The sequence below is a fragment of the Stenotrophomonas sp. SBJS02 genome, from assembly GCF_020428325.2.
In the GTDB taxonomy this organism is placed as follows: Bacteria; Pseudomonadota; Gammaproteobacteria; order Xanthomonadales; family Xanthomonadaceae; genus Stenotrophomonas; species Stenotrophomonas africana.
This window is the reverse complement of record NZ_CP109812.1, coordinates 1,968,464-1,992,777: the sequence shown is the minus strand read 5'-3', so window position 1 is coordinate 1,992,777 and position 24,314 is coordinate 1,968,464. Positions and strand designations below refer to the sequence as shown.

Genomic DNA, 24,314 nt, shown 5'->3' with positions numbered 1-24,314 from the left:
GCGACAAGACTCCAACGCCTTCTGAAATCAATGACATGCTAGGCATCGCATGCCCCGTCCAGCCCTTGATTGTAGGGGCCACCGGCTCAAAGGGCGACTAGCGGGGACGATCGGCAGCCGGAATTATTGCCCGGATCCACGTAGACCCGCGGGAACCAGCCTGCGGGGTCGGCGGAAGGACTTCGCACTCGCCCCTAGACGCCGTCAGCTACCGGATGACCCGGGCGGACTCCAGCCTGTCGACAAGATCATTGACGGGGGGTGTAGAAGTTCGGAATCCGCTCGTTCTCTTCGTCGGTGAATACCCAGTAGGCAAGTCTCCTCTTGGCGAATCCCTCACGTTGAGCTTCGTCACGGGCGGCGTACTGGGTGATGAAGAGCCTGTACAGCGCCCGCTCCTGGCGGAAGCTCCGACGCACCCAGTTGGTTGTAGAAGGCGATCCAGTCAGCGATCACCCGCGTGGCGTGTACCTGGCTCTCGAATCTATGCCGGTGCAGGCGTTGCTCCTCCATTGTCCGCATCACGCGTCGAGGTACTGGCCCAGGACGGTGCGCTGGCCGGCCGCGTGCGCCTGAGCGTGCCCACCACCTATGGCCACTACCGGCTGCCGCCCGTGCTGGCGCGCTTTGCGCAGCAGTACCCGCAGGTGCAGGTGGAACTGAACATCACCAACCGCAACGTGGACCTGGTGGCCGAAGGCTTCGACCTGGCCATCCGCCTGGGCCAGCTGCCGGACAGCGGGCTGGTGGGGCGGAAGCTGGAGGATGCGCCTTTGGTGCTGGTGGCGTCGCCGCAGTACCTGCAGCGCCGGGGTACGCCGCAGACGCTGGACGACCTGCAGCAGCACCTGTGCCTGCCGTTTGTGATGCCGCGCACCGGGCGTCTGGCGCCGTGGGTGTTTCGGGATGGCGGGCGGGATGTGGATTGGCTGCCGCGTTCGTCCATCGAGACCTCCGACGATGTGCTGGGCGTAGTGCCGCTGGCCGAACAAGGCATTGGCATCTGCCAGAGCTATGCGTTCATCGTGCGCGAGCGGTTGTTGCGTGGGGAGCTGGTGGAAGTGTTGCCGCAGCTGCGGGGGCGGTCGCGGCCATTCTCGGTGATCTATGCGCCGCATCGGCGGCAGTCGGCGGCGGCGCGGGCGATGATTGAGTTGCTGGTGGGGAATGCGGCGGTGGTTGAGGACGGCGTGGGATGAGGGTTCCGCTGCTTTCCCGCCGTGTCGGCTTTGGACCGCTTTTCGGCCGGCCTGACTGATCGCGCGGTGCTGCGGCCCGGTTCGGAATACGAATTGTTGTAAAGGCGGCTGTCTCGCTATCCCCTGAAGGTGCGGGCGATTGCGACGCTCTTGTTCGCGATTAGCAACGCGTGTGCGCGAATGCGTCGGATCATGAGGCCTACGGCACGAATAGTGCGTGCCACAATAGATTTCCGCTCTCGAATTCTGCGATCTCTTCGCGAATTTCAATTGGTATTCGGAGCGACTGCGTAAACAACATGGCGCGCCACCAAAAAAGGTGGCAGCGGGTCTGCAAACCCGTGATGAGAGATGCACCTGTAGTTTGCGCTTGTCCGTCGGCACCGTCCCCAAGCGGTGCCGGCGGGCAATCCGTCGGCCTGTATGGCGGGCGGTGCGTGGGGGCCTTCGGGCCCACCGGTCTATGGTGCTATCTCATCCCGGTTTGCAGCCACGCATCGTCCGCCACCTTTTCACGGTGGCACTGTTAAGTACAGCCACGGAAGCCGACGCCATGAAAAAGTCCGACACCTTTTCCTCGTACACCGTTGTTGAGCCCATCAACGACGACACGCCCCTGCCCGACTTGAACTCCCTGCTCGGCATCCTCACCCGCATTCGTGCGGGTGAAGGAGCCGATGGGCTGCCCTGGCCGGAGAACGATGTATCACCCGGCCGCCGCGTAAGCCTGGCGAAGAGCGAACGCGCAATGGTGGGGGCGCTAACGGTGCTGGAGGTGCTGCACGCGGCTGACCGCTGCCGGGTGGCAGCGGAGCCGGAGCGGCATTTGGATGAGGGGGTTGTGGACGGGTTGTTTCTGGCTTGCCGGGGGCTGGTTGAGTGGGCTTGCCATGAGGTAAGGCCGGGGTGATCTTAACCGATCACCCTAGGCCACATAGATATCGGATGCTGAGACCAGCGCCGCTGCACCGGGACGACTAGGCAACAACTGCAGCGCCTGCAACACTCTTTTCAAATCTATCGCCAGGCACCTCTCGTGATTAGGGTGACTGGTCTTCCAAAAATTTCGCCAGGATTGCAGCTGACGGGTAGCTCGACATAGACGCGATGCCATTGGCGAGCTCAACGGGGAAAAGTGCCCCCTCAAATTTATGGCTGACTATCGATGGCAGAGTAGCCAAGATTCGCTTTAGCCCGATCAAGTCCTGAGGGACCGGTCGGTCTCCAGCATCAATGTAATCTCCCGTTGGAACATTCAGGACCATGGACATTCCCGGGTCCAACTTGAGGAATAGCTTCTCCCCCCAATTGGTACGTTTACCATAGGGATTAGACAAATCTGGCGAGCGATAGACCTCGCGACGAACATAATTGTGATCCAACGCGGCATAGCTACCCCGCTCTCCCCGCTCGTGCGGAGCAGCGAAGTGCACGATTGACTGCAAGTGATCGACGAAGGCACCGCTCTTTTCCTGTCCGATGATGTGCACAGCCCTGCCTTGCTTCACGGCGAAGGAGAGGAACTCGCGGATGTTGGGGACGAGCTTGGAGTACTGGCTACGGAGCGATAGCGGGCCGTCCTTTATAAATAGAGTCTCGCCGACCAACGACTTGTCGGTATGCCCCCATGCGACCCGAATGGCGGTGAAAAGCATCAGATGCTCCATGACGAGCATGTAGGACGATGCGACCGAGTCGGGCGCACTGTCCTCATCCATGTCGAGATGGAAGCCGATCAGGTCCGACACAAAGACGACCTGCTTACAATGATCGCAAGTACCCTCGTCGGCATCGTGAGGCAAGCCACCGATCAAGGTGTGGCAATGCGGGCATTCGAAGGAAGGGGACGACGAAGTGCCATCGGACCACTTTTTGTAGACCAGCCACTTGAGAGTGTCGAAGAACGCCCCACCCTGATCGATTTTGAACGAGTCTCGGACAATGTGACGGACAGCGTCGTAGTTGCTTCCCAGCGTGGTGCGCACGTTCTTGAGCGGAAACACGGTGGAATGATAGATCGCACTGCCCCTGAGAACATCCTGCAGCAGAAGCGGGTGCGGATTCTCCTTGTCGATCGCATCAATCTTGACTCGATCGACCAGCAGAAGCGCGGTCTTGACGAACGCGACTTCCTTGGGAGGTTTCCCTTCTGATCGCACCGCAACGAAGGAGCCATCCACTGCCCAGACGCTGCGCAGGGGCAGTACACCCTGAGTGTCGATGGTCTGCCATAAAGTACCAGAGTTATCCGTTGCTGGTGCTTTCGCTTGCTCGAAATCCCTGACCAGCTCCTTCACCCACGTGCTCTGAACCACCGCTAGATGGCCCAACTTGGAGGCCGACTCGAAGGGCAACCTTGTCCCGCCACTGTAAGGCATGTCAGATCGCCTCGAACTTGTTTGCCTGCACAGGAATGACGAACCGGTGCGACATCGTCAGCATACGCATATACCCTGGGGTCTTCGACCTAAGGATATCCTGCTCGATGCCTTCAAAGGCGATCTGCACCCGACCCAACGCACGCGCCTCATCTTGACTGGAGAGATGGCCGACAAAGAAGTTCTCTGTCTGAGCCAACAGGTCCTTGTTGATCGTGGAGGGTGACTGGGTCGAATACACCATGCCAATGTGGAACTTCGCACCCTCCTTGGCAAAACGAGCATAGACGCCTGTTAGGTCTCGCGCATCCGGAGGAAACAGATTATGGGCCTCCTCGAAGTACAGCTGCACAAAACGCCCATCCAAGGTATTGCTGACAAACTTGCGCTCCTGGTGCGCGAATACAGCCTTGGACAGCATGTCAGCAAAATAGCGCCGGATTTCATCTGTCGCATTGCCGAGGTCGAGGATAACCGTAAGCCCGTTGTCCAGTAGGACTAGGATCTCATTAATAAAGTCGCCAGCATGCGGAGAGTGAAAATTCTTGTAGGCTCGCAGCATACTTGGACCTGTACGCCCTGCTGCAGGACTTAGAAAGTCCAGCAACGCAATGTCGTCTGGATCGAACGTGGCCTTCTTCGACTTCTTAGACGTAAGCACCGGATCGGACGGATTGTCACGACGAAATTGAGCAATTACCTCAAGCTCCGTCTTGAGAAGGTCAATGGAATCGATCGATGAGGGAGGCGTTCCTGCACCGGTAGCCGAATAGGCTGCCGACCGGAGATCCACGCTAAAATGCGGATCAAAGTGTTTGGCGACACGAGATACCAGTCCAAGTGCTCGTAGCCGCTTCTCGTCAATATCAAAGCCCGCCTTGCTCAGGATTGCCCAGAACATCTGGATTTTCCGGATCGGCCGAACCTTATCTTCTTCAGGGAGCGACTTGATCCCTTCAATGGAGGGCAGTGTCGCACTGGTAAAACTCTTAACGTAGTGCGCCGTATTGTTATCCTGCTCCAGCATCGAGCCAAGAATTTGGATAGCGGAGTCGGTCTGCTCGTAGAAGTTCAGTCGCAACGGCTTGGATGGCGTCTCCGGGCGGATAGTCAGAGCATAAACCTCACATCGATCTGCATTAGCCGAGCGAATGGATTTGTTCCCATCCTGCGGATTGTCGTTGGCATACTCCCCGTTCACATCGAAGATCAGCTGACCAACCGACTTATCTTCTGCCGTTGCATCAAGCATGCCCTTAGCAATGAGCTTGACCACATTGGATTTACCAAGCCGGGTCTTTCCGAACATCGCAGTCCGGCAGCCCTTGAAATCTCGCATCGAGATTGAAACAGGGATGCGGCTGGTGCTTGCGCTGGACAGGCCGCACTCCATCGTCCTTAGCGCGCCGATCTCGATCTGGCTCTCTGGCTTGACCATGCCATTGACAATCAGCTTCAACAGCGCATCGTCAGGGGAGAAAACCTTGTAGCGATGGGCGCTCACCACATTATTCACATCACCCGAATAGGCTAGCCGCTGCATCGCAGCGGGATCGGCATAGAACATGCCCAGCACGTCGCAGTCCAGCGCACCCCACTGCAATTCGCTTTGCGTCCACACGTCCAGTTCAGGCATAGATTTCTTATGCAGTTCGAAATACGTCTGCTGAACCTGACTACTAAGGGGTGTGGGCGATACGCCCGTGACGCGAAGGAGGGTGAAATGCGCTGGTGCCGCGGCAGCATTCACCGGCGTCATGATCAGAAACGAACCTCGCGGAATGCCTCCGACCGCCAGCTTGTAAGGGTCGCTGGTGATGATCTTTGCGGAGTCAAAGCCCAACTCAAGTACGTACCCCACAAAGCGCATTTTGCCTACTAGCTTTGCAGCTTCATTATTTGCCTCGGTCTCAAGAAAGCTTCGCAAAGCATCGATCGGATTGCCTTGCGTTGCCGAGGTCTGCATCAAGCTTCCAAGCGTGGACATGGCGACTCCTTCAAATATTGCAGGTAATGATGAGCTCTTCGAATTGCTTTCGACTTGCGCCGTCAGCTGAGATTTGCGAAAACCGGCTTGCCGAGCGCGTCAGGAAATCCCAGCTTTCATAAAGCGAGCGGACAGAGTGATGATTGGCATTGGTGGCCACGACCTTGGCCCCGCGCGCAGCCGCGCGCTTGAGCGCCCGTGCCAATCGCTCCTGATCAGCCCATGAAAATAGGATTTCGTTATATTTTATAAAACCATTGAGGTTATGCCGCACGGTGTATGGCGGATCCGCAAAAACAAGATCATCCTCACCGGCCTCATCGATGATTCTTTCGAAATCCCCCACCCGAAGATCGGCCGTGGCTAGTAAGGCGGCCATCGACTTGAAGTCGTCGGTGTCCATCAGGACGCTATCCTTGCTGCCCCGCGGCACATTGAACTCGCCCTGGCGGTTTACACGGTAGATACCGTTAAAGCAGGTCCTGTTGAGATAGATCATCCTCGATGCCTGCTGCACCAAGGTTTTGGGCGTTCGCCCACGGACGGCATAATAATAGCCATCGTCGGCATCGTGATAGCGCTGATGGTAGGCCAAGCTTTTCTTAAGACCAATCCAATGCTCTTTGATGGCCCTATACGCAGCGATCACCTCGGGGTTCACATCATTGAGCACCGCACGCTGCGGGCGCAGGTGGAAGTAGACGGCTCCGCCGCCCAGAAAGGGTTCGAAATACCGGTTGTAGGTAGCAGGAAATAAGCCTCCATGATGCCGGACAAACCAGCGCTTACCTCCAGCCCATTTCAGGAATGGACTGAGCGCTTCCGTGGCGCAATCTACTGGCTCCATGTTCCCCAATTCGCTCCCTATAGCCACGGACTCCACGCCTGCCAGGCAAATCTAGCAGGAATTCATGTCTCGCAACACGCCCGATCATTACTTCCGAGCAATTGCGTCGACCCAGAGGCTCCATGCGTCCCCAAGCCTTCCCTACAGGCATCGCACGCAAGGTAGGCCCCGTGGATTCCCAGGTCCATGCCCCACTGTAATCGGAATCGGCGCAAAACCGCACGTCCCAACACACTTCAGCTGCCGCTCTTCCTACTCGCGCACATCCCGGAGCAAACAGCAGAAAAACGGACTTCAACACCTTGCTTTGATACCTGCACCCCCTATGTGCGCTTGAATGAATTTTTTGAAACTAGCGATCGCCAGAAATCAATCTAGCGATCGCCCACCTGCGGCTCTAATTCAACAGTTTGAATTAGAGCCGGGCACTTCAAAGTTTCACTAAGGGCTCCGGGAACTCATTCCCACTCAATAGTAGCCGGCGGCTTCCCCGAGATGTCATAGACAACCCTCGACACCCCCCGCAACTCATTGATGATCCGGTTGCTCACCGTACCCAGGAACTCATACGGCAGATGCGCCCAATGCGCGGTCATGAAATCAATCGTCTCCACCGCCCTTAGCGCAATCACCCACTCATAAGCGCGCGCATCACCCACCACGCCCACCGACTTCACCGGCAGGAACACGGCAAACGCCTGGCTGGTCTTGTCGTACAGGTCCGCCTTGCGCAGCTCATCAATGAAGATGGCATCGGCCTTGGCCAGCAGCTCGGCGTATTCGCGCTTCACTTCGCCCAGAATGCGCACGCCCAGGCCCGGGCCCGGGAAAGGATGGCGGTAGACCATGGTGCGTGGCAGGCCCAGCTCGACGCCCAGGCGGCGCACTTCGTCCTTGAACAGCTCGCGCAGCGGCTCCACCAGGCCCAGCTTCATGTGCTCCGGCAGGCCGCCCACGTTGTGGTGGCTCTTGATCACATGCGCCTTGCCGGTCTTGCTACCGGCCGACTCGATCACGTCCGGGTAGATAGTGCCCTGCGCCAGCCACTTGGCGTTCTTCAGCTTGTTCGACTCTTCGTCGAAGATCTCAACGAACAGGTTGCCGATGATCTTGCGCTTGGCTTCCGGGTCGCTCACGCCTTCCAGCGCGGCGAAGTAACGGTCGGCGGCATTTACGCGCACCACCTTTACGCCCATGTGCTCGGCGAACATCGCCATCACCTGGTCGCCTTCCTGCCAGCGCAGCAGGCCGGTGTCCACGAACACGCAGGTCAGCTTCTCGCCGATGGCCTTGTGCAGCAGCGCGGCCACCACGGACGAATCGACGCCGCCGGACAGGCCCAGGATCACCTCGTCATCGCCCACCTGTTCGCGCACGCGGGCGATCTGGTCGTCGATGATGTTGGCGGCGGTCCACAGGGTCTGGCAGCCGCACACGTCCACCACGAAGCGGCGCAGCAGCGCCTGGCCCTGCAGGGTGTGGGTCACTTCCGGGTGGAACTGCACGCCGTACCAGCGCTTTTCTTCGTTGGCCATGGCGGCCACCGGAATGCGGTCGGTGGTGGCGGTGATGGTGAAGCCCGGCGGCGCAACGGAGACGTGGTCGCCGTGGCTCATCCAGACATTCAGCTTCGGCTCGCCGCCGTGGTCGCTCAGGCCCTTGAACAGTGCATCGGGGTTGATGACGTTCACTTCGGCGTGGCCGAATTCGCGCTGGTCAGCCGCTTCGGTGGCACCGCCCAACTGCGCGGCCAGGGTCTGCATGCCGTAGCAGATGCCGAAGATCGGCAGGCCGCTGTCGAACACTTCCTGCGGCGCGGCGGGCGCGCCCGGCAGCGTGGTCGATTCCGGGCCACCGGACAGGATGATGCCCTTGGCGCCAAAGCCGGCAATCTCGGCCGGGTTGTGGTCCCACGCCCAGATTTCGCAGTAGACGCCCAGCTCGCGGATGCGGCGGGCGATCAGCTGCGTGTACTGCGCGCCGAAATCGAGGATGAGGATCTTGTCGTTATGGATGTTGGTCATGGTGCCGTTCCAGTGGTGTTTTTCGCAGCGCCCGGCGCTTCAAGGCTCTGCGTCAGCGTGGCGATGAACGCCTCGCGTTGTTGAATATGTGAGGGGTCTTCCTCGTCCCAGCGCAGCATCAGCAGGCCATGCGGTGCGTTGGGGTTGGCGCGATCGGCGCGCGGCAGCTCGGCGATTTCCTGCACTTCGGTGCCGGGCACGATGCGCCGTTGCAGCGCCGCCATCGAAGCGCCCGAATCCGCAGCGCCCCAGGACGCCCAGCGTACGCTCATCCGTGCGGGCTCCAGCGCGCCCAGTACTGGCGTCAGCACCGGATCATCCGGCCCGTGCAGCAGCTCGGTAATGCACTGCAGCGTGACCTGCAGCGGGCGCTCGCCTGTGCCATTCAGCAGCCAGCGCTGCTCGCCGGCGGCCTGCACCTGCCAGCCCTTCGGCAGCGAGAACGCGTTCTGGCACGCCTGCACGTCCTGCAATTGCGAAACCGCCGCGCCCGGAGACCCGGAGCGCGGCGGCGGTTCGGACAACGAACAGCCTGCCATCAGCAGGCTGCCCGTAATCGCAAGAGCAGTTCGCAAGCGCATCAGGCGCGGTAGTTCGGCGGCTCTTTGGTGATCGTCACGTCGTGGACGTGGCTCTCACGCTGGCCGGCGCCGCTGATCTTCACGAACTTGGGCTTGCTGCGCATGTCTTCGATGGTGGCGCAGCCCACGTAGCCCATGGTGGCGCGCAGGCCGCCCATCAGCTGGTGGATGATGCCGCCCACCGGGCCGCGGTACGGCACGCGACCTTCGATGCCTTCCGGCACCAGCTTGTCGGCGGTGGCGGCGTCCTGGAAGTAGCGGTCCTTCGACCCCTTCTCCATGGCAGCCAGCGAACCCATGCCGCGGTAGCTCTTGTACGAACGGCCCTGGTACAGCTCGGTCTCGCCCGGCGATTCCTCGGTACCGGCCAGCAGGCCACCGACCATGATGGTCGAAGCACCGGCGGCCAGCGCCTTGCCGATGTCGCCCGAGTAGCGGATGCCACCGTCGGCGATCAGCGGGATGCGGTCCTGCAGCGCTTCGGCCACCAGATCAATGGCGGTGACCTGCGGCACGCCGACGCCGGCGACGACGCGGGTGGTGCAGATCGAGCCCGGGCCGATGCCGACCTTGACCGCATCCGCGCCGCTGTCCAGCAGCGCCAGTGCGGCTTCGCCGGTGCAGATGTTGCCACCGATGACCTGCACGTTCGGGAAGTTCTTCTTGACCCAGCTGACGCGGTCCAGCACGCCCTGCGAGTGGCCGTGCGCGGTATCGACCACGATCACGTCCACACCGGCGGCGACCAGCGCTTCCACGCGGCGGTCGGTATCGCCACCCACGCCGACGGCCGCGCCGACCAGCAGGCGGGTCGACAGGTCCTTGGCAGCGTTCGGGAAGTCGGTGTTCTTCTGGATGTCCTTGACGGTGATCAGGCCACGCAGTTCGAACGAATCGTTGACCACCAGCACCTTTTCGATGCGGTTGCGGTGCAGCAGCTGCAGCACCTCGTCAGACGCGGCGCCTTCCTTGACCGTGATCAGGCGATCCTTCTTGGTCATGATGTGGCGGACCGGATCGTCCAGCTCGGTCTCGAAGCGCATGTCGCGGTGGGTCACGATGCCGGCCAGCAGGCCGTCGCTGCCCACCACCGGCACGCCGGAGATGTTGTGCGCCTGGGTCAGGGCCAGCACGTCGCGGATGGTGGTTTCCGGGCCGACGGTGATCGGGTCGCGGATGACACCGGCCTCGAACTTCTTGACCTTGGCCACTTCCGCGGCCTGCTGTTCCAGGCTGAGATTCTTGTGGATGATGCCCATGCCGCCGAGCTGGGCCATGGCGATGGCCAGGCGGGCTTCGGTGACGGTATCCATGGCTGCGGACAGGATCGGAAGCTTCAGCTTCAGGTCGCGAGTCAACCGCGTTTCGAGGTTGACGTCCTTGGGCAGGATGGTCGAGTGGGCGGGGACGAGCGAGACGTCGTCGTAAGTAAGTGCTTCAGCCTGGATGCGCAGCATCGGCATACCCGAGATGTGGGGAAGCGCGACATTTTACCCTGTTTTCGCGCCGCGTGGCAGGGGGTAGATGCGACGCAGTGTCGCGCGGGCGGTGATTGGTTCAGGGCGGCTTGAGCGGGTGCCAACCTTGGTTGGCACATCCATCCGGCACCTGGACCCCAGATGGGGCCAAGGCCTCTGCCTGTTTGTGCCAACCAAGGTTGGCACCCACCAGGAGCGGGTCATGCTTGGGGGCCCAAGCCACCTTGGATTGCCTTGGGTAGGTGCCAACCTTGGTTGGCACGATCCGTCCGGCACCGGCACTCCAGATGAGCCGATGGCCCTGATGGCTGTGTGCCAACCAAGGTTGGCACCTACCAGGAGCAGGCCAACGGTCGGCACCCGCCCCAAAGGTCAGCTCAGCGCTTCTGCCGCTTCCAGCGTGTTCTGCATCAACGTGGCCACGGTCATCGGGCCCACGCCACCCGGCACCGGGGTGATCCAGCTGGCCCGCTGGGCAGCCGCTTCAAACCCGACGTCGCCCACCAGGCGGCCGTCATCCAAGCGGTTGATGCCCACGTCGATCACCACCGCGCCCGGCTTCACCCACTCGCCCGGCACGATGCCCGGGCGGCCCACCGCCACCACCAGGATGTCGGCGTTGCGCACGGCCTGTTCCAGCACGTCCTTGGGGGTGAACTTGTGGCAGCTGGTCACGGTGCAGCCGGCAATCAGCAGTTCCAGGCCCATCGGGCGGCCGACGTGGTTGCTCACGCCCACGATGGTGGCGTTGCGGCCGCGCACCGGCTGGTCGGTGTGGCCCAGCAGCGTGGTGATGCCGCGCGGGGTGCACGGGCGCAGGCCGAATTCGCGCAGGGCCAGGTGGCCGACGTTTTCCGGGTGGAAACCGTCCACGTCCTTGCGCGGGTCGATGCGCTGGATCAGCCGGCGCGCGTCGGGGATGCCCGGCAGCGGCAGCTGGATCAGGATGCCGTTGATCTTCGGATCGGCGTTGAGCTGGTCGATCAGGTCGAGCAGCTCGGCTTCGGTGGTACCGGCCGGCAGGTCGTAGTCATGTGCTTCGATGCCGACCTTCTCGGCGGCACGGCGCTTGTTGCGCACGTAGACGGTCGAGGCCGGGTCGCCGCCCACCAGCACCACGGCCAGGCCCGGACGGCTGCCGCCGGCGGCCACGCGGGCGTCGACGCGCACCTTCAGGCTGTCGAGCAGGTCCTCGGCGATACGGCGGCCATCGAGGATGCGGGCAGGATGCTGGGGGGCGGAATCGGTCATCGGAGGCAGGCGTGGGGCGGCGGGGACGCTATTGTCCCCGATTCAGGCCCCCTCGCCCACCGCCACGGCACCGACCGACCCGCCCCTGTAGAGCCGAGGCTACGCTCGGCTCACGCGCGCAGCGCGGCTTTATCGCAACCTCACCGAAGCGCAAGCCGAGCATGGGCTCGGCTCTACAGCCGACCGGCCCGCCCTTGTAGAGCCGAGCCTACGCTCGGCTCACGCGCGCAGCGCGGCTTTTTCGCAACCTGACCGAAGAGCAAGCCGAGCATGAGCTCGGCTCTACTCTTCCTCTTCCGGCACGTCCTGCGGGTTCAACGTCTTGCTTGCCCGCTTCGGCGCGGTGAACGGCGTCGGCGTCGGTACGCCCTGCGGGCTGTTGCCGTAGATCATCCGCGCGCCGGCATTCAGACCACCACCGGCAATCTCCAGCTCGAAGCGCTCGGCGTCGCGGCGGCGGATCTGCTCGGCAATTTCGATCGCATCGTCTTCGTCCGCACCCAGCTCCACCAGTGCGGCCTGGCCAAACAACACCGCCGATTCAAACGTCTCGCGGATCTGGAAATCGACACCGGCATGGATCAGCCGCAGCGAATGTTCGCGGTCGAACGAGCGCACCATCAGCTTGGCCTGCGGGAACTCGTGCGCCACCAGCTCGACGATGCGGTCGGCGGCCTCGGCCTTGTCCACGCACACCGCAATCGCACGTGCGGTGGCCGCACCCGAAGCATGCAATACATCCAGACGCGTACCGTCGCCGTAATAGATCTTGAAACCGAAGCGCGCCGCGCTCTGGATCATCTCCACATCGTTGTCGATGATGGTCACGTCCACGTCGCGCGCCAGCAGCGACTGGCTGGCGACCTGGCCGAAGCGGCCGAAGCCGATCAGCAGCACGCTGCCGGACAGGCCCTCGGCCTCGTCCACGCCGTCCATGTTTACCGTCGGCTTCGGCGCGATGCGCTTGTAGAGCAGCACCACCAGCGGGGTCAGCGCCATCGACAGCACCACCACCGCGGTGAAGTTGGCATTGATCTCCAGGTTGATCACGCCGGCCGATGCGGCGGCGGAGAACAGCACGAAGGCGAACTCGCCGCCCTGCGCCATCAGCACGCCGCGATCGAGCGCCTGCGCGTGGTCGCTGCCCATGATGCGCGCGACCACGTAGATGCACAGCGCCTTGGCCGCCATCAACGCCAGCACCAGGCCAAGGATCAGCTGCCAGTTGCCAGCCACCACGCCCAGGTCCAGCGCCATGCCCACGCTGAGGAAGAACAGGCCGAGCAGGATGCCGCGGAACGGTTCGATGTCCGCTTCGATCTGGTGGCGGAAGGTCGATTCGCTCAGCAGCACGCCGGCCAGGAACGCGCCCATCGCCATCGACAGGCCGGACAGCTGCATCAGCAGCGCCGCACCCAGCACCACCAGCAGCGCGGCGGCGGTCATCACCTCGCGCGCCTTCGATTCGGCCAGCACGCGGAACAACGGGTTAAGCAGGAAGCGGCCGACCAGCACCAGGCCGACGATGGCACCCACACCGATCGCCACCGACAGCCAGCGCGAACCCTCGCCATCGGCACTGCCCGCACTGGGACCCATCCAGGCCACCAGCGCCAGCAACGGCACGATCAGCAGGTCTTCGAACAGCAGGATGGAGACGATCTTCTGCCCAGACGGCAGCGCGATGTCACCGCGCTCGGCCAGCAACTGCATCACCACTGCAGTGGAGGTGAGCACGAAACCGGTGGCGCCGATGAAGGCCACCTGCCACGGCAGGCCGAACAGCTTGGCGATGCTGGTCAGTACCAGCGCACAGGTGACGATCTGCAGCGTGCCCAGCCCGAAGATTTCCTTGCGCAGGCTCCACAGGTGCGAGGGCCGCATTTCCAGGCCGATCACGAACAGGAACATCACCACGCCGAGCTCGGCGGTATGCAGGATGGCCTGCGGGTCGGAGAACCAGCCCAGCCCGAACGGTCCGATCGCCAGGCCAGCGGCGAAGTAGCCCAGCACCGAGCCCAGGCCGGCCCGGCGGAACAAAGGCACCATCACCACCGCCGCGCCCAACAGGGCCACGACCTTGACCAGCTCGCTGGTCGCTGCTTCTACCGCCATGCGGTGTTTTCCCCAAGATCCAGAATCGGGTTCAACAATAGAGCAATGCCCATGACGGCAATAGCACGCCTGTTGCGTCGGATTGTCTTGGGGATGGAACGATACCGGGCGTGACCCCCTGCATCATCCCGAAACCATGTACGCGCCTCAATGGGTGCCAACCGTGCACCCGCCTTCGGTGGGTGCCAACCTTGGTTGGACGAAAACGCCGACCAAGGTCGGCATCTACCAAGGCATTCCCCGGCCAGCCTCACCCACCCCGGCAGAACGCGGCGTAATCGATATATCCCGGGAACGGCACGCCCGGCGCACACACCGGGCAATGCGGGTCCGGCCGGATGCAGGATCCCGAACCCATGCACCCGCTTCGGTAGGTGCCAACCTTGGTTGGCACGAAAACGCCGACCAAGGTCGGCATCTACCAAGGCATTCCCCGGCCGGATTCACCCACCCCGGCAGAACGCGGCGTAATCGATATACCCCGGGAACGGCGCGCCCGGCGCGCACACCGCACAATGCGGGTCCGGCCGGATGCCGGTCTCGCGGAAGCGCATGCCCAGCGCATCGAAGCGCAGCAGGCGGCCGACCAATGGTTCGCCGATGTCCAGCAGCAGCTTCAGCACCTCGGTCGCCTGCAGCACGCCGGCCAGCCCGGGCAGCACCCCCAGCACGCCGGCCTCGGAACAGTTCGGCGCAAACTCCGGCGGCGGCGGCTCGGGGAACAGGCAGCGGTAGCACGGCGCCACGCCGCGCTGGCGACCGGCGTCAAACACGCTTACCTGGCCGTCGAAGCGCTCGATGGCGGCGTACACCAGCGGCGTGGCGTGCTTGATGCAGGCGTCGTTGAGCAGGTAGCGCAGCGGGAAGTTGTCCGAGCCGTCCAGCACCACGTCCACGCCGTCCAGCAGCGCATCCACGTTCTCGGAGGTGACCCGCTCGGGCACGGCCTCGACCTCGATCGACGGGTTCAGTGCCAGCAGGCGCTCGCGCGCGGAATCGACCTTGAGCTGGCCGACGCTGGCTTCGGTATGCACGATCTGCCGATGCAGGTTGCTGCGCTCCACGCGGTCGTGGTCGGCGAAGCGCAGGCGCCCTACCCCCGCGGCGGCCAGGTAGAAGCCGGCCGGGGCACCCAGCCCGCCCGCGCCCAGCACCAGCACGCGCGACTGCTGCAACCGGCGCTGGCCGGCCTCGCCTACCTGTGGCAACAGCAGGTGCCGCGAATAACGGTCGTAGAAGTCGCGGTCGGCGGCGCTGGCCAGCGGCTGCACCAGCGGTAGCGACTGCTCGCGCCAAGCCACGGTGCCGCCCGTCACGGAAGCGACGTTTGTGTAGCCGGCCTCCAGCAGGAACTGCGCGGCATCGACCGAGCGCTTGCCGCTCTGGCAGATCAGCAGGATTTCCTGGTGGAGTCGCGGCAGATGCGCGGCCGGGTCGGCCTGCAGCTCGCACTTGGCCACGCCGCGCGCGCCTTCGGCCATGCCGCCCGCCCGTTCGTGCGCTTCGCGCACATCAATCAGCACGGCGCCATGGGCCAGGCGCTCACGTGCCTGCGCGGGGGAAAGCTCTTGGATGCTCATGTCCGCATTATCGCGCAGGCCGTTCTGCCTTGCCTTGGCCAATGCCCGGCGCTATGCGCGCTGTCCGCGCCCGCCGTGCTGTTCCTGAAGAAGACCGATCAGCGCTTTCAGCCCGGGCGGCACATGCCGATGGCCCGGGTAGTACAGCGAGAGGCCAGGAAATTCAGGACACCAGTCCTCAAGCAGGCGCAGCAGGCGGCCATCGGCCAACGGCTCCAGTGCCAGATGCTCGGGAACGAAGGCAATGCCGATACCTTCAATGGCCGCGTCGACCATCAACGGCTGGTCCGTCAGCGTGATCGGCCCGGAGACGTTCACCCGCTCGGCAGTGCCTTGACGCTCGAACTCCCACCGGTAGATCGCCCCACTTTCGAAGCGGAAACGAATGCAGTCGTGCTGATGCAGATCCAGCGGCCGCAGTGGCCGGCCACGCGCCTGCAGGTACGCCGGCGAGGCAACTGCCGCGAACCGCATGGGCGCGGTCACCGCTATCGCGACCATGTCCCGCGGCACCGCTTCGGTCAGGCGGATACCCGCATCGAAACCGTCCGAAACAATATCGCCCAACCTGCCGTCACTGACGATGTCCAGGTGGACCTGCGGGTACTGGCGCAGGAACCGCGCAAGCACCGGCTTCAGTACGAGCCGTATGGCGCCCTCACTGGCGTTGATGCGGACCGTGCCGCGCGGCGTGCCCGCTTCGGAATCCACGGACTGCAGGGCCTCCTCGATCGAGGCCATGGCCGGCCGCAGCTTTTCCGCCAGGCGCTCCCCGGCGTCGGTCAGCGAGACGCTGCGCGTGGTGCGGTTGAACAGGCGCGCGCCCAGCCGCTGCTCGAGCGCCTTGATCGCATGGCTGATCGCCGACGGGGTGATGTTCAACTCTGCCGCCGCGCTGCGGAAGCTCCGATGCGCCGCCACCGCCAGGAACGCGGTGAAGGTGGTCAGATCCCCTCCGCTCGTTTGTTGAATACGGTTCACCATATCGTGAAATATTGAAGCGATTGTCGTGATAGTCAACCGATTCTACGCTCCGGGTTGTCTGCGGGCACCCGCCCTCGGCGCTCACCCACCGGAACAGGATCAAGACGATGAAGACGATGAAAGCGGTTGTGATGACCGGGCCGAATGCGCCGTGGCAGGTACAGGACGTGCCGATGCCCGTGATCGAACCGGGCCAGGTACTGGTCAAGGTCCACGCATCGGGCATGTGCTACACGGACGTCTGGGCAACCCAGGGCTATGGCGGCGACATCTACCCGCAGACCCCGGGGCATGAAGTGGTCGGCGAGGTCGTGGAAGTAGGCGCGGGCGTGCACACGCGGCGGGTGGGTGATCGCGTGGGCACCTCATGGGTCCAGTCCGCGTGCGGCCGATGCCCCTACTGCCGCGAGAATCGCCCCTTGTCCGGGCAGACGGCGATGAACTGCGATGCACCTCGCACCACCGGCTTCGCCGCCCAAGGTGGCCATGCGCAGTACATCGCCATCTCCGCCGAAGGCACGGTACTGCTGCCTGACGGCCTTTCCTACGTGGACGCGGCGCCGATGATGTGTGCCGGCTACACCACCTGGAGCGGACTGCGTGATGCGGCGCCCCAGCCACGGGAGAAGATCGCGGTACTGGGTATCGGTGGACTGGGCCATGTCGCCCTGCAGCTGTCCAGGGCCTGTGGCTTCGAGACCATCGCCATTACCCATTCCGCAGACAAGCATGCGCTCGCCCTGCAGCTTGGCGCCGACCAGGTCGTGGCCAATGGCAAGGAATTGAAGGCCATCGGCGGCGCTGATGTGCTGCTGGTGACCACCAATGAATTCAGCTCGGCCGAAGAAGCGATGACCGGCCTGCGTGTCGACGGGCGCGTTGTGCTGTGCGGCCTGGACTTCAGCCAGCCGTTCTCGATCTCGTCCGAGGGCGTGCCGTTCCACATGATGCGCCAGCGTGTGATCGGCGCCACCCATGGTGGCCAGCACTACCTCAGCGAAGTGCTGCAGCTTGCCGCTGCCGGCAAGGTGAAACCGATGGTCGAGACCTTTGATCTGGACCGCGCGACCGAAGCCTATGATCGGCTTTCGTCGGGAAGAATGAGGTTCCGTGGCGTGCTGTTGCCGTGGGGCCACGCCTGAGCAAGGCGGCCGCGCATGCACCACAATGAAAAAGGCGGCCCTCAGGCCGCCTTTTTCTACATCACTTGCCCTTGACGTGCTTCATCAAGCGCCGCTTGGCCTTGACCTGCCGCTCGGTGAGGACGTTCTTCTTGCCCTCGTACGGGTTGGTACCCTCGCGGAAGATGAAGCTCACTGGCGTGCCGATCAGCTTGAAGCGTTTGCGGAAGAAGTTCTCCAGGTAGCGCTTGTACGATTCCTGCAGCTCCTTCAGGCGCGTGCCGTGCACGATGAAGGTCGGCGGGTTCGCGCCGGCCGGGTGCACGTAACGCAGCTTGGAGACGTGGCCGCGGATGGTCGGCGGCGGATTGGTCTCGTAGGCCACTTCCAGCGCCTTGTTCACTTCGCTGGTGGTGAAGGTCTTGTTCGCCGATTCGTGCGCGCGGTGCACCGCACGGAACAGCTCGCGCAGGCCCGAGCCATGCTTGGCCGAGATGCGCACGGACTCGGCCCACGGCACGAAGCCCAGCTTCAGCGACAGCATGGTTTCGGCCTGCTCGCGCTGGTACTCGGTCAGGCCATCCCACTTGTTGATGGCGATCACCAGCGCGCGACCGGCGTCGAGCACGGCACCGAGCACGGTGGCGTCCTGGTCGGTCACGCCTTCGGTGGCGTCGAGCATCAACACGGCTACCTGGCACTGCTCGATCGACTGCATGGTCTTGACCACCGAGAACTTCTCGACGACCTCGTCCACGCGCGAACGACGGCGCAGGCCGGCGGTATCGATCAGGCGGTACTCGCGGCCGTCGCGCTCCAGGTCCACTGCGATCGAGTCGCGGGTGGTGCCCGGCACGTCGGAGGCGATCATGCGCTCCTCGCCGAGGATGCGGTTGACCAGGGTCGACTTGCCCACGTTCGGGCGGCCGACGAAGGCGATGCGGATGCGGTTCGGATCGTTGTCCAGCTCTTCGCCACTGCCCTCTTCCGGCAGGCGCTGGATCACTTCGTCCAGCAGGTCGTCCAGACCCTGGCGATGCGCAGCCGACACGGTCAGCATCTCGCCGAAGCCGTAACGGGCGAACTCCGAACGCACGGTGTCCTCGTCGGTGCCGTCGATCTTGTTGATCAGCAGCAGCGTCGGACGCGACAGCTTGCGCAGCCAGGCCAGGATCTCGTCATCCATCGCCGAGGTACCCTCACGGGCATCGACCACGAACAGGATCAGGTCGGCTTCCGCCGCAGCGGCGCGGGCCTGGCGGGTGGTAGCCCCTGCCAGACCCTCTTCCTCTTCCGCGATACCGCCAGTGTCGACGACGAGGAAATGATTGTCCTCGTCCAGACGACAGACGCCGTAGTTGCGGTCGCGGGTGACGCCGGGCTGGTCATGGACCAGCGCATCACGGGTGCGCGTAAGCGCATTGAAAATAGTCGACTTGCCGACATTCGGCCGTCCAACCAGGGCGACCAAAGGCAGCATCGCGATTACTCCAATTTTTAATTTGCCAACCGGAAGGCGGTCAGCTTGCCATCAACGTTCTGCACCAGCAGCACCCCGTCTACGACGACCGGCTGGGCCAGCAGGGCGTCGCCGCCACTTTTTGCCCGTGCCGCCATCGCACCATCAGAGGTCTTCAACCAGTGCACGTATCCCTTGTAGTCGCCGACGACCACGTAATCGCCGTGCAGCGCCGGACCGGTCAGCGATCGACGCGCCAGCTCGGTCTGCGACCACATGGCGGCGCCGGTCGCCTTGTCCAGGCCGAACACGCCACCCTTGTTGTCGGTGACGAACACATTGCCCGACGACACCGCCACGCCACCTGCACCGCCATGGTCGCGCGCCCACAGCGGGCGACCGGTCGGGCCTTCGATGGCCATGGTCTGGTTCTTGAAGCTGCTCACGTAGAGGGTATTGCCCTCCAGCACCGGGGCGCCGTCGACGTCGGCCATGCGCTCCAGCTCGGTACGGCCTTCGCCGTTGCCGAGGTTCTGCTCCCACAGGGTACGGCCATCCTGCATGGCGAGCGCGGCAACCGCGCCTTCGTCCTTGCCGATGAACAGCACGCCCGGGCCGGTGACCACCGGCGCGTTGCCGCGCACCGTCAGCGCCGGCAGCTCGCTCGGGTTGAACCACTTCTGGGTGCCGTTGCCGGCATCGAAGGCGGTGATGCGGCCATCATTGCTGCGCACGAACACCAGGCCCTGGGCCACGGCCGGCGCCGCAATCACTTCACCCGGAACACGGGCGCGCCACTTCTCGCTGCCATCGTTGATGTCCAGGGCGATGACCTGGCCATCCAGCGTGCCGATCACGACCAGGTTCTCACCGACACCCGGGCCGCCGGACAGGCGCAGCTTCGGCTTCTTCTTTTCCTTGGTCGGCTCCCAGGTCCAGACCTTCTTGCCGGTCTGCAGGTCGATGGCGTGCACGCCGCCGGTGATCGCCGCAGCGAACACATGGCCGTTGGCCACGGCCGGGCCCTGGCGCACGCCGATGCGGCGCTCGCCCTTGCCGAGGTTGACCGACCAGGCCTTGTTGACCTTCACGCTCGGCTCGAACTTGACCAGCTCAGCCGGCTCCTGGGCCTTCTTCGCTGCCGCGTCCTTGCCGGCGAACCAGCCCTTCATGGTGCTGCAGCCGGTCAGGGCCATGCCCATCAGGAGCACGGTGGCGACGCGGGTGATCATGACCTTCTGACTCATCAAACCGACTCCGCAGGGGCGGCGACCGTGCCGCCGGCATCCATAACCTTGGTTTCCAGCAGGCGCCGCTGCGGCGCTGCCACGTCCAGCGACTTCAACGCCTTCTCGTACTGTGCACGGGCATCATCACGCTTGCCCTGCGCCAGCAGCGCGTCGCCATGGATTTCCAGGCTGCTGCTGTCGGTGGCGCTGCCCAGCAGCTTGATCGCCTCGTCGCTCTTGCCGGTGGCCACCAGCAGGCGGGCCACACGCTGGTCGACCACGCGCTGCAGGTCACCTTCGACCTTCACGGCGCGCAGGGTGGCCAGCGCTTCTTCATTCTTGCCGGCGTCGACCTGGGCCTTGGCCAGCTGCAGCGCCGCGAGGTCGCCATAGATGCTGGACGGGCCGGCTTCGAGCGCCTTCACTGCCTTGGCAGCGTCGTCGAGCTTGTTCTGCTGCAGGCCGACCAGCGCCTTCTGGTACTCGACATTGGCCGAGGCCAGCTTGCCGCCCTGATCCTTCTGGTACCACTGCCAGCCGGCAATGGCACCGATCGCGATGGCTACGCCACCGAGGATGCTGGCGCCATTCTTCCGCAGCCAGCTGCGGACGCGTTCACTTTGTTCGTGCTCGTCGAGCAGATCGTCGATCGCCATGCGTACTCTCGCCCCGCCCGTCGGGAGGGACCATTGGGATTAATCGAAGGTGGTGAAACCGCGCCTCAGTGCGAAACCGGGACTACGGAGCCTTCAGAGGATACCTGAAAGCGTGCCACGTTGGCTCGCTGGTAGGGGGTCAGATCGACGATAGCGCCGTTCTGCTGAACCTGGACCGCCGATGCGTTGCCCAGGGTCACCCGGGTCACCTGGCCCGGGGTGAAGCTGCGGCTTTCGCCGGACTTGATCAGCGCCTTCTCGACGGTGCCACCGTCCGGACCGCCGATATCAACCCAGCTGTCACCGCTGAACTGCATTTCCAGCGTGTTGCCGACCGCAGCCGGCGCCGGGGCCGAACGCGGCACCGGGGCCAGCGAGGCCACGTACGGGGTCGCGGCCGGCTTGCTGGCCGGAACGCCCGCCACATCAGCCGGTGCCGTCGGCTCAACGCCTGCGGCAGACGGGGTCACCGGCACGGCGGCCGGGATCGCATCCAGCGAGGCCGTGTTCGGCGACGGGGTGGCACTGCCACCGAAGTGACCGCGGGTGGCGAACCACACCGGCACGGCCAGCACCGCGGTGATGCCGACATAGAGCATGCGCCGGCCAAGGTTCTCGGCAATACGGCGCGCACGCGGGGTATGGGTATGGCTGACCAGGGTGGGCGGCACCACCGGCCCGACCTGGGCCTGCTCCAGCAGCTGCCCCACGTCCACGTTGAGCAGGCGCGCATAGCTGCGCAGCTGACCGCGCACGAACACCGGTGCGCCGAGCTTCTGCCATTGTTCTTCTTCCAGCGACCTGACCACCTGGACCGGCATGCGCAGGCGCGAGCCGACATCTTCGAGGGTCAGTCCGGCCGCCTCACGGGCCTGGCGCAGGCGGGTGCCGCAGCCGGCCGCAGTCTCGAGAGCGCTCACAGTCTGGTCATCAATCACAATGCATCAACCCTGGAGTTTAGGAGCCCGCGTCCTGCGGAAATTCCTGTCGAATCCGCTGAAGATAGCGATCAGATGCCGCCCGATCACCCAGCCGCGCTTCGATTTGAGACGCAAGTTGTAACACGGAACGCGTTGCGGGTGCAGCCGCAATCCTACGTTCGGCGAAGGCCCGGGCCTCCATGAAGCGGCCCTGGCGGAAGCTGAGCTGGGCCATCGCCTCCAGCGCGACCGGGTTTCCGGGCAGCGTCGCCAGCGCCGCACGCAGGTCGCGCTCGGCACGTTCGAACTGGCCGGCATCCAGCGCACAGCCCCCGGCATTGGCCTGGGACTCGGCCGGCGTGGCGTAGCCCGGCGCCTGCAGCGCACGATCGAACCAGACCAGCGACTCGGCCGGCCGGCCCTGCTGGCACAGCCACGCGCCGTAGTTGTTGAGGATGTCCCCGCGCTGCGGCGCCTGTTCGGCAGCCCTGCGGAAGCTCTCGCCAGCCTGCTGGGTACGGCCACGGCGCTCGTCGATGCCCGCCAGCAGCACCAGCGCATCGGGAGATTCAGGGGCCAGCTTCAGCGCCTCGCGCGCCTTGCGTTCGGCCGCATCGAGGTTGCCGACCTGCATGTCGCGGGCGGCCAGTGCCAGCAGGTCCTGCAGGCGCACCTGACGCCGCACGCTGTCCGGATCACGGACCGAGTAGACCGGCGCCTCGCTGGGGCCCAGCTTGGCCTTGGGTTGGGATTTGCAGCCGCCGACCGCAACGGCCAGCACGCCTGCGAACAGAACCAGCCAGAGGCGGTCAGGCCGCGGCATCGCTCCCCTTCCCCGCCTGCAGCGTCTTGTTGAACTCCGCCTGGCGGCGGGTGCGGTCCATCACCTGGCCCTTGAGCTGGCCACAGGCGGCGTCGATGTCGTCGCCACGGGTGCGGCGGACCATGGTCAGCACGTTGCTGTCGAGCAGGATCTTCTGGAAGGCGCGGATATGCGCTTCTTCCGAACGCTCGTAGCGGGTACCCGGGAACGGGTTGAAGGGAATCAGGTTGACCTTGCCCGAATCCTTGGCCTGCACCGCGTTGTCGAACTGGCGCATCAGGCGGGCCAGCTCGCGGGCATGCTCGGGCTTGTCGTTGATGCCCTTCATCAGGGTGTATTCGAAGGTGACCGATTCGCGGCGCTTGTTGGCGCGCAGGTAGCGTGCGCACGAGGCCATCAGCTCGGCGATCGGGTACTTCTTGTTGAGCGGCACCAGGGTCTCGCGCAGCGCGTCGTTCGGCGCATGCAGCGACACCGCCAGCGACACGTCGCTTTCGGCAGACAGGCGGTCGATCTGAGGCACCAGGCCGGAGGTCGACAGGGTCACGCGCTTGTTGGCCAGGCCGTAGCCCAGGTCGTCGCGCATCACGCTCATGGCGCGCACGACGTTGTCGAAATTCATCAGCGGCTCGCCCATGCCCATCATCACCACGTTGGTGAGGCGGCGCATCTGGTGCGGCACGTTGCCCAGATGACGCGCGGCAACCCACACCTGGCCGATGATCTCGGCAGTGGTCAGGTTGCGGTTGAAGCCCTGGGTAGCAGTGGAGCAGAACGTGCAGTTCAGGCCGCAACCGACCTGCGAGGACACGCACAGCGTGCCGCGGGTCTTGTCCGGGATGTACACGGTCTCGATGGCGTTCTTGCCATCCACGCCCATCGCCAGCAGCCACTTGTGGGTGCCGTCGGCGGAGGGCTTGTCGAACACGATGTTGGGAACCAGCACCTCGGCATGGGCCTGCAGCTTGGCGCGCAGAACCTTGCCGAGGTCGGTCATTTCATCGAAGTCGGTGACGTAGCGATGGTGGATCCACTTCATCACCTGATGGGCACGGAACTTCTTTTCGCCGAGAACCTCGACGAAAAACTTCTCCAGGCCCGCGCGATCGAGGTCGAGCAGGTTCTGCTTGCCAGCCGTGGGTGCCGACTTCGGCAGCGGCTGGATGGCGGGGGACTGTACGACCTCGTTCACGGCATTACTCTCAGCGCGAGACGACTTCGGTGGCGGCGAAGAAGTAGGCGATTTCAATCGCGGCATTCTCGACCGAGTCCGAGCCGTGGGCGGCGTTGGCATCGATGGATTCGGCGAAGTCGGCGCGGATGGTGCCCGCAGCGGCTTCCTTCGGGTTGGTGGCGCCCAGCAGGTCGCGGTGGGCCAGGACGGCGTTCTCGCCTTCCAGGGCCTGGATCATCACCGGGCCGGAGATCATGAACTCGACCAGCGCGTTGAAGAACGGACGCTCGCGGTGCACGGCGTAGAAGCCTTCGGCTTCACGGCGCGACAGCTGCTTGTACTTGGCGGCCACGACCTTCAGGCCGGCCTTCTCGAAGCGGGCGTAGATTTCGCCGATGACGTTCTTGGCAACGGCGTCCGGCTTGATGATCGAAAGGGTGCGCTCCAGCGCCATGGGATGTCTCCAATGGAATCGGGCCGCTGATGGCCCGAAGGGTAACATGAAAAA

General features: G+C 63.9%; 19 protein-coding genes and 1 pseudogene. 3 read left to right on the top strand and 17 right to left on the bottom strand.

What is annotated here, in order from left to right; all coding sequences use genetic code 11:
• Positions 1-530: 530 nt before the first annotated feature.
• Positions 531-1,199, top strand: a pseudogene (locus FQS62_RS09460) (substrate binding domain-containing protein); the annotation flags it as partial.
• Between the two features lie 553 nt (positions 1,200-1,752).
• Positions 1,753-2,109 (top strand): hypothetical protein, encoded by a 357-nt coding sequence (locus tag FQS62_RS09455; protein WP_208043648.1) that lies wholly within the window; start codon positions 1,753-1,755, stop codon positions 2,107-2,109.
• 130 nt (positions 2,110-2,239) lie between these two features.
• Here the strand turns inward: FQS62_RS09455 and FQS62_RS09450 are convergent, their stop codons facing one another.
• From FQS62_RS09450 to FQS62_RS09405, 10 genes are all read right to left on the bottom strand, one after another.
• Entirely contained in the window at positions 2,240-3,496 is a 1,257-nt protein-coding gene (locus FQS62_RS09450; RefSeq protein ID WP_226053516.1) for a hypothetical protein, read from the bottom strand.
• A gap of 82 nt (positions 3,497-3,578) precedes the next feature.
• Complete coding sequence (locus FQS62_RS09445) at positions 3,579-5,564, bottom strand: ATP-binding protein (protein WP_208043646.1); 1,986 nt, start codon at positions 5,562-5,564, stop codon at positions 3,579-3,581.
• A gap of 10 nt (positions 5,565-5,574) precedes the next feature.
• The gene (locus tag FQS62_RS09440) at positions 5,575-6,411 is read right to left on the bottom strand and encodes a DNA adenine methylase (protein WP_226053517.1); all 837 of its coding nucleotides are present in this window, start codon (positions 6,409-6,411) and stop codon (positions 5,575-5,577) included.
• A 458-nt stretch (positions 6,412-6,869) separates the two neighbouring features.
• Complete coding sequence (gene guaA / locus FQS62_RS09435) at positions 6,870-8,435, bottom strand: glutamine-hydrolyzing GMP synthase (RefSeq protein ID WP_012479957.1); 1,566 nt, start codon at positions 8,433-8,435, stop codon at positions 6,870-6,872.
• The gene (locus FQS62_RS09430) at positions 8,432-8,908 is read right to left on the bottom strand and encodes a hypothetical protein (protein WP_208043700.1); all 477 of its coding nucleotides are present in this window, start codon (positions 8,906-8,908) and stop codon (positions 8,432-8,434) included. The genes guaA and FQS62_RS09430 overlap by 4 nt, the downstream gene beginning before the upstream one ends.
• A 107-nt stretch (positions 8,909-9,015) precedes the next feature.
• Positions 9,016-10,473, bottom strand: coding sequence for an IMP dehydrogenase (gene guaB / locus FQS62_RS09425; RefSeq protein ID WP_005409308.1), 1,458 nt, complete (start codon positions 10,471-10,473; stop codon positions 9,016-9,018).
• A 393-nt stretch (positions 10,474-10,866) separates the two neighbouring features.
• The gene (gene folD, locus FQS62_RS09420) at positions 10,867-11,745 is read right to left on the bottom strand and encodes a bifunctional methylenetetrahydrofolate dehydrogenase/methenyltetrahydrofolate cyclohydrolase FolD (protein WP_049402332.1); all 879 of its coding nucleotides are present in this window, start codon (positions 11,743-11,745) and stop codon (positions 10,867-10,869) included.
• Between the two features lie 282 nt (positions 11,746-12,027).
• Entirely contained in the window at positions 12,028-13,860 is a 1,833-nt protein-coding gene (locus FQS62_RS09415; protein ID WP_100442742.1) for a monovalent cation:proton antiporter-2 (CPA2) family protein, read from the bottom strand.
• A gap of 443 nt (positions 13,861-14,303) precedes the next feature.
• The gene (moeB, locus tag FQS62_RS09410) at positions 14,304-15,440 is read right to left on the bottom strand and encodes a molybdopterin-synthase adenylyltransferase MoeB (RefSeq protein WP_208043128.1); all 1,137 of its coding nucleotides are present in this window, start codon (positions 15,438-15,440) and stop codon (positions 14,304-14,306) included.
• Between the two features lie 51 nt (positions 15,441-15,491).
• Positions 15,492-16,424 (bottom strand): LysR family transcriptional regulator, encoded by a 933-nt coding sequence (locus tag FQS62_RS09405; RefSeq protein WP_208043127.1) that lies wholly within the window; start codon positions 16,422-16,424, stop codon positions 15,492-15,494.
• Positions 16,425-16,531: 107 nt separating this feature from the next.
• Between FQS62_RS09405 and FQS62_RS09400 the strand changes: the two genes are divergently transcribed.
• A complete protein-coding gene (locus FQS62_RS09400) occupies positions 16,532-17,566 on the top strand; it encodes an alcohol dehydrogenase catalytic domain-containing protein (protein WP_208043126.1) in 1,035 nt (344 codons plus the stop codon).
• A gap of 61 nt (positions 17,567-17,627) precedes the next feature.
• On the opposite strand, the gene der is transcribed toward FQS62_RS09400, so the two are convergent.
• The 7 genes from der to ndk form a co-directional block, all read right to left on the bottom strand.
• Entirely contained in the window at positions 17,628-19,025 is a 1,398-nt protein-coding gene (der, locus tag FQS62_RS09395; protein ID WP_014036905.1) for a ribosome biogenesis GTPase Der, read from the bottom strand.
• A 17-nt stretch (positions 19,026-19,042) separates the two neighbouring features.
• On the bottom strand, positions 19,043-20,251 hold the full coding sequence (gene bamB, locus FQS62_RS09390) for an outer membrane protein assembly factor BamB (protein WP_049447870.1): 1,209 nt from the start codon (positions 20,249-20,251) through the stop codon (positions 19,043-19,045).
• A complete protein-coding gene (locus FQS62_RS09385; protein ID WP_043884373.1) occupies positions 20,251-20,889 on the bottom strand; it encodes a YfgM family protein in 639 nt (212 codons plus the stop codon). The genes bamB and FQS62_RS09385 overlap by 1 nt, the downstream gene beginning before the upstream one ends.
• A gap of 65 nt (positions 20,890-20,954) precedes the next feature.
• On the bottom strand, positions 20,955-21,827 hold the full coding sequence (locus tag FQS62_RS09380; RefSeq protein ID WP_208043125.1) for a RodZ domain-containing protein: 873 nt from the start codon (positions 21,825-21,827) through the stop codon (positions 20,955-20,957).
• Positions 21,828-21,846: 19 nt separating this feature from the next.
• Complete coding sequence (gene pilW / locus FQS62_RS09375; protein ID WP_107379451.1) at positions 21,847-22,632, bottom strand: type IV pilus biogenesis/stability protein PilW; 786 nt, start codon at positions 22,630-22,632, stop codon at positions 21,847-21,849.
• The gene (gene rlmN, locus FQS62_RS09370) at positions 22,619-23,824 is read right to left on the bottom strand and encodes a dual-specificity RNA methyltransferase RlmN (RefSeq protein ID WP_005409296.1); all 1,206 of its coding nucleotides are present in this window, start codon (positions 23,822-23,824) and stop codon (positions 22,619-22,621) included. The genes pilW and rlmN overlap by 14 nt, the downstream gene beginning before the upstream one ends.
• Positions 23,825-23,834: 10 nt before the next feature.
• The gene (gene ndk / locus FQS62_RS09365; RefSeq protein ID WP_008265389.1) at positions 23,835-24,260 is read right to left on the bottom strand and encodes a nucleoside-diphosphate kinase; all 426 of its coding nucleotides are present in this window, start codon (positions 24,258-24,260) and stop codon (positions 23,835-23,837) included.
• Positions 24,261-24,314 lie beyond the last annotated feature (54 nt).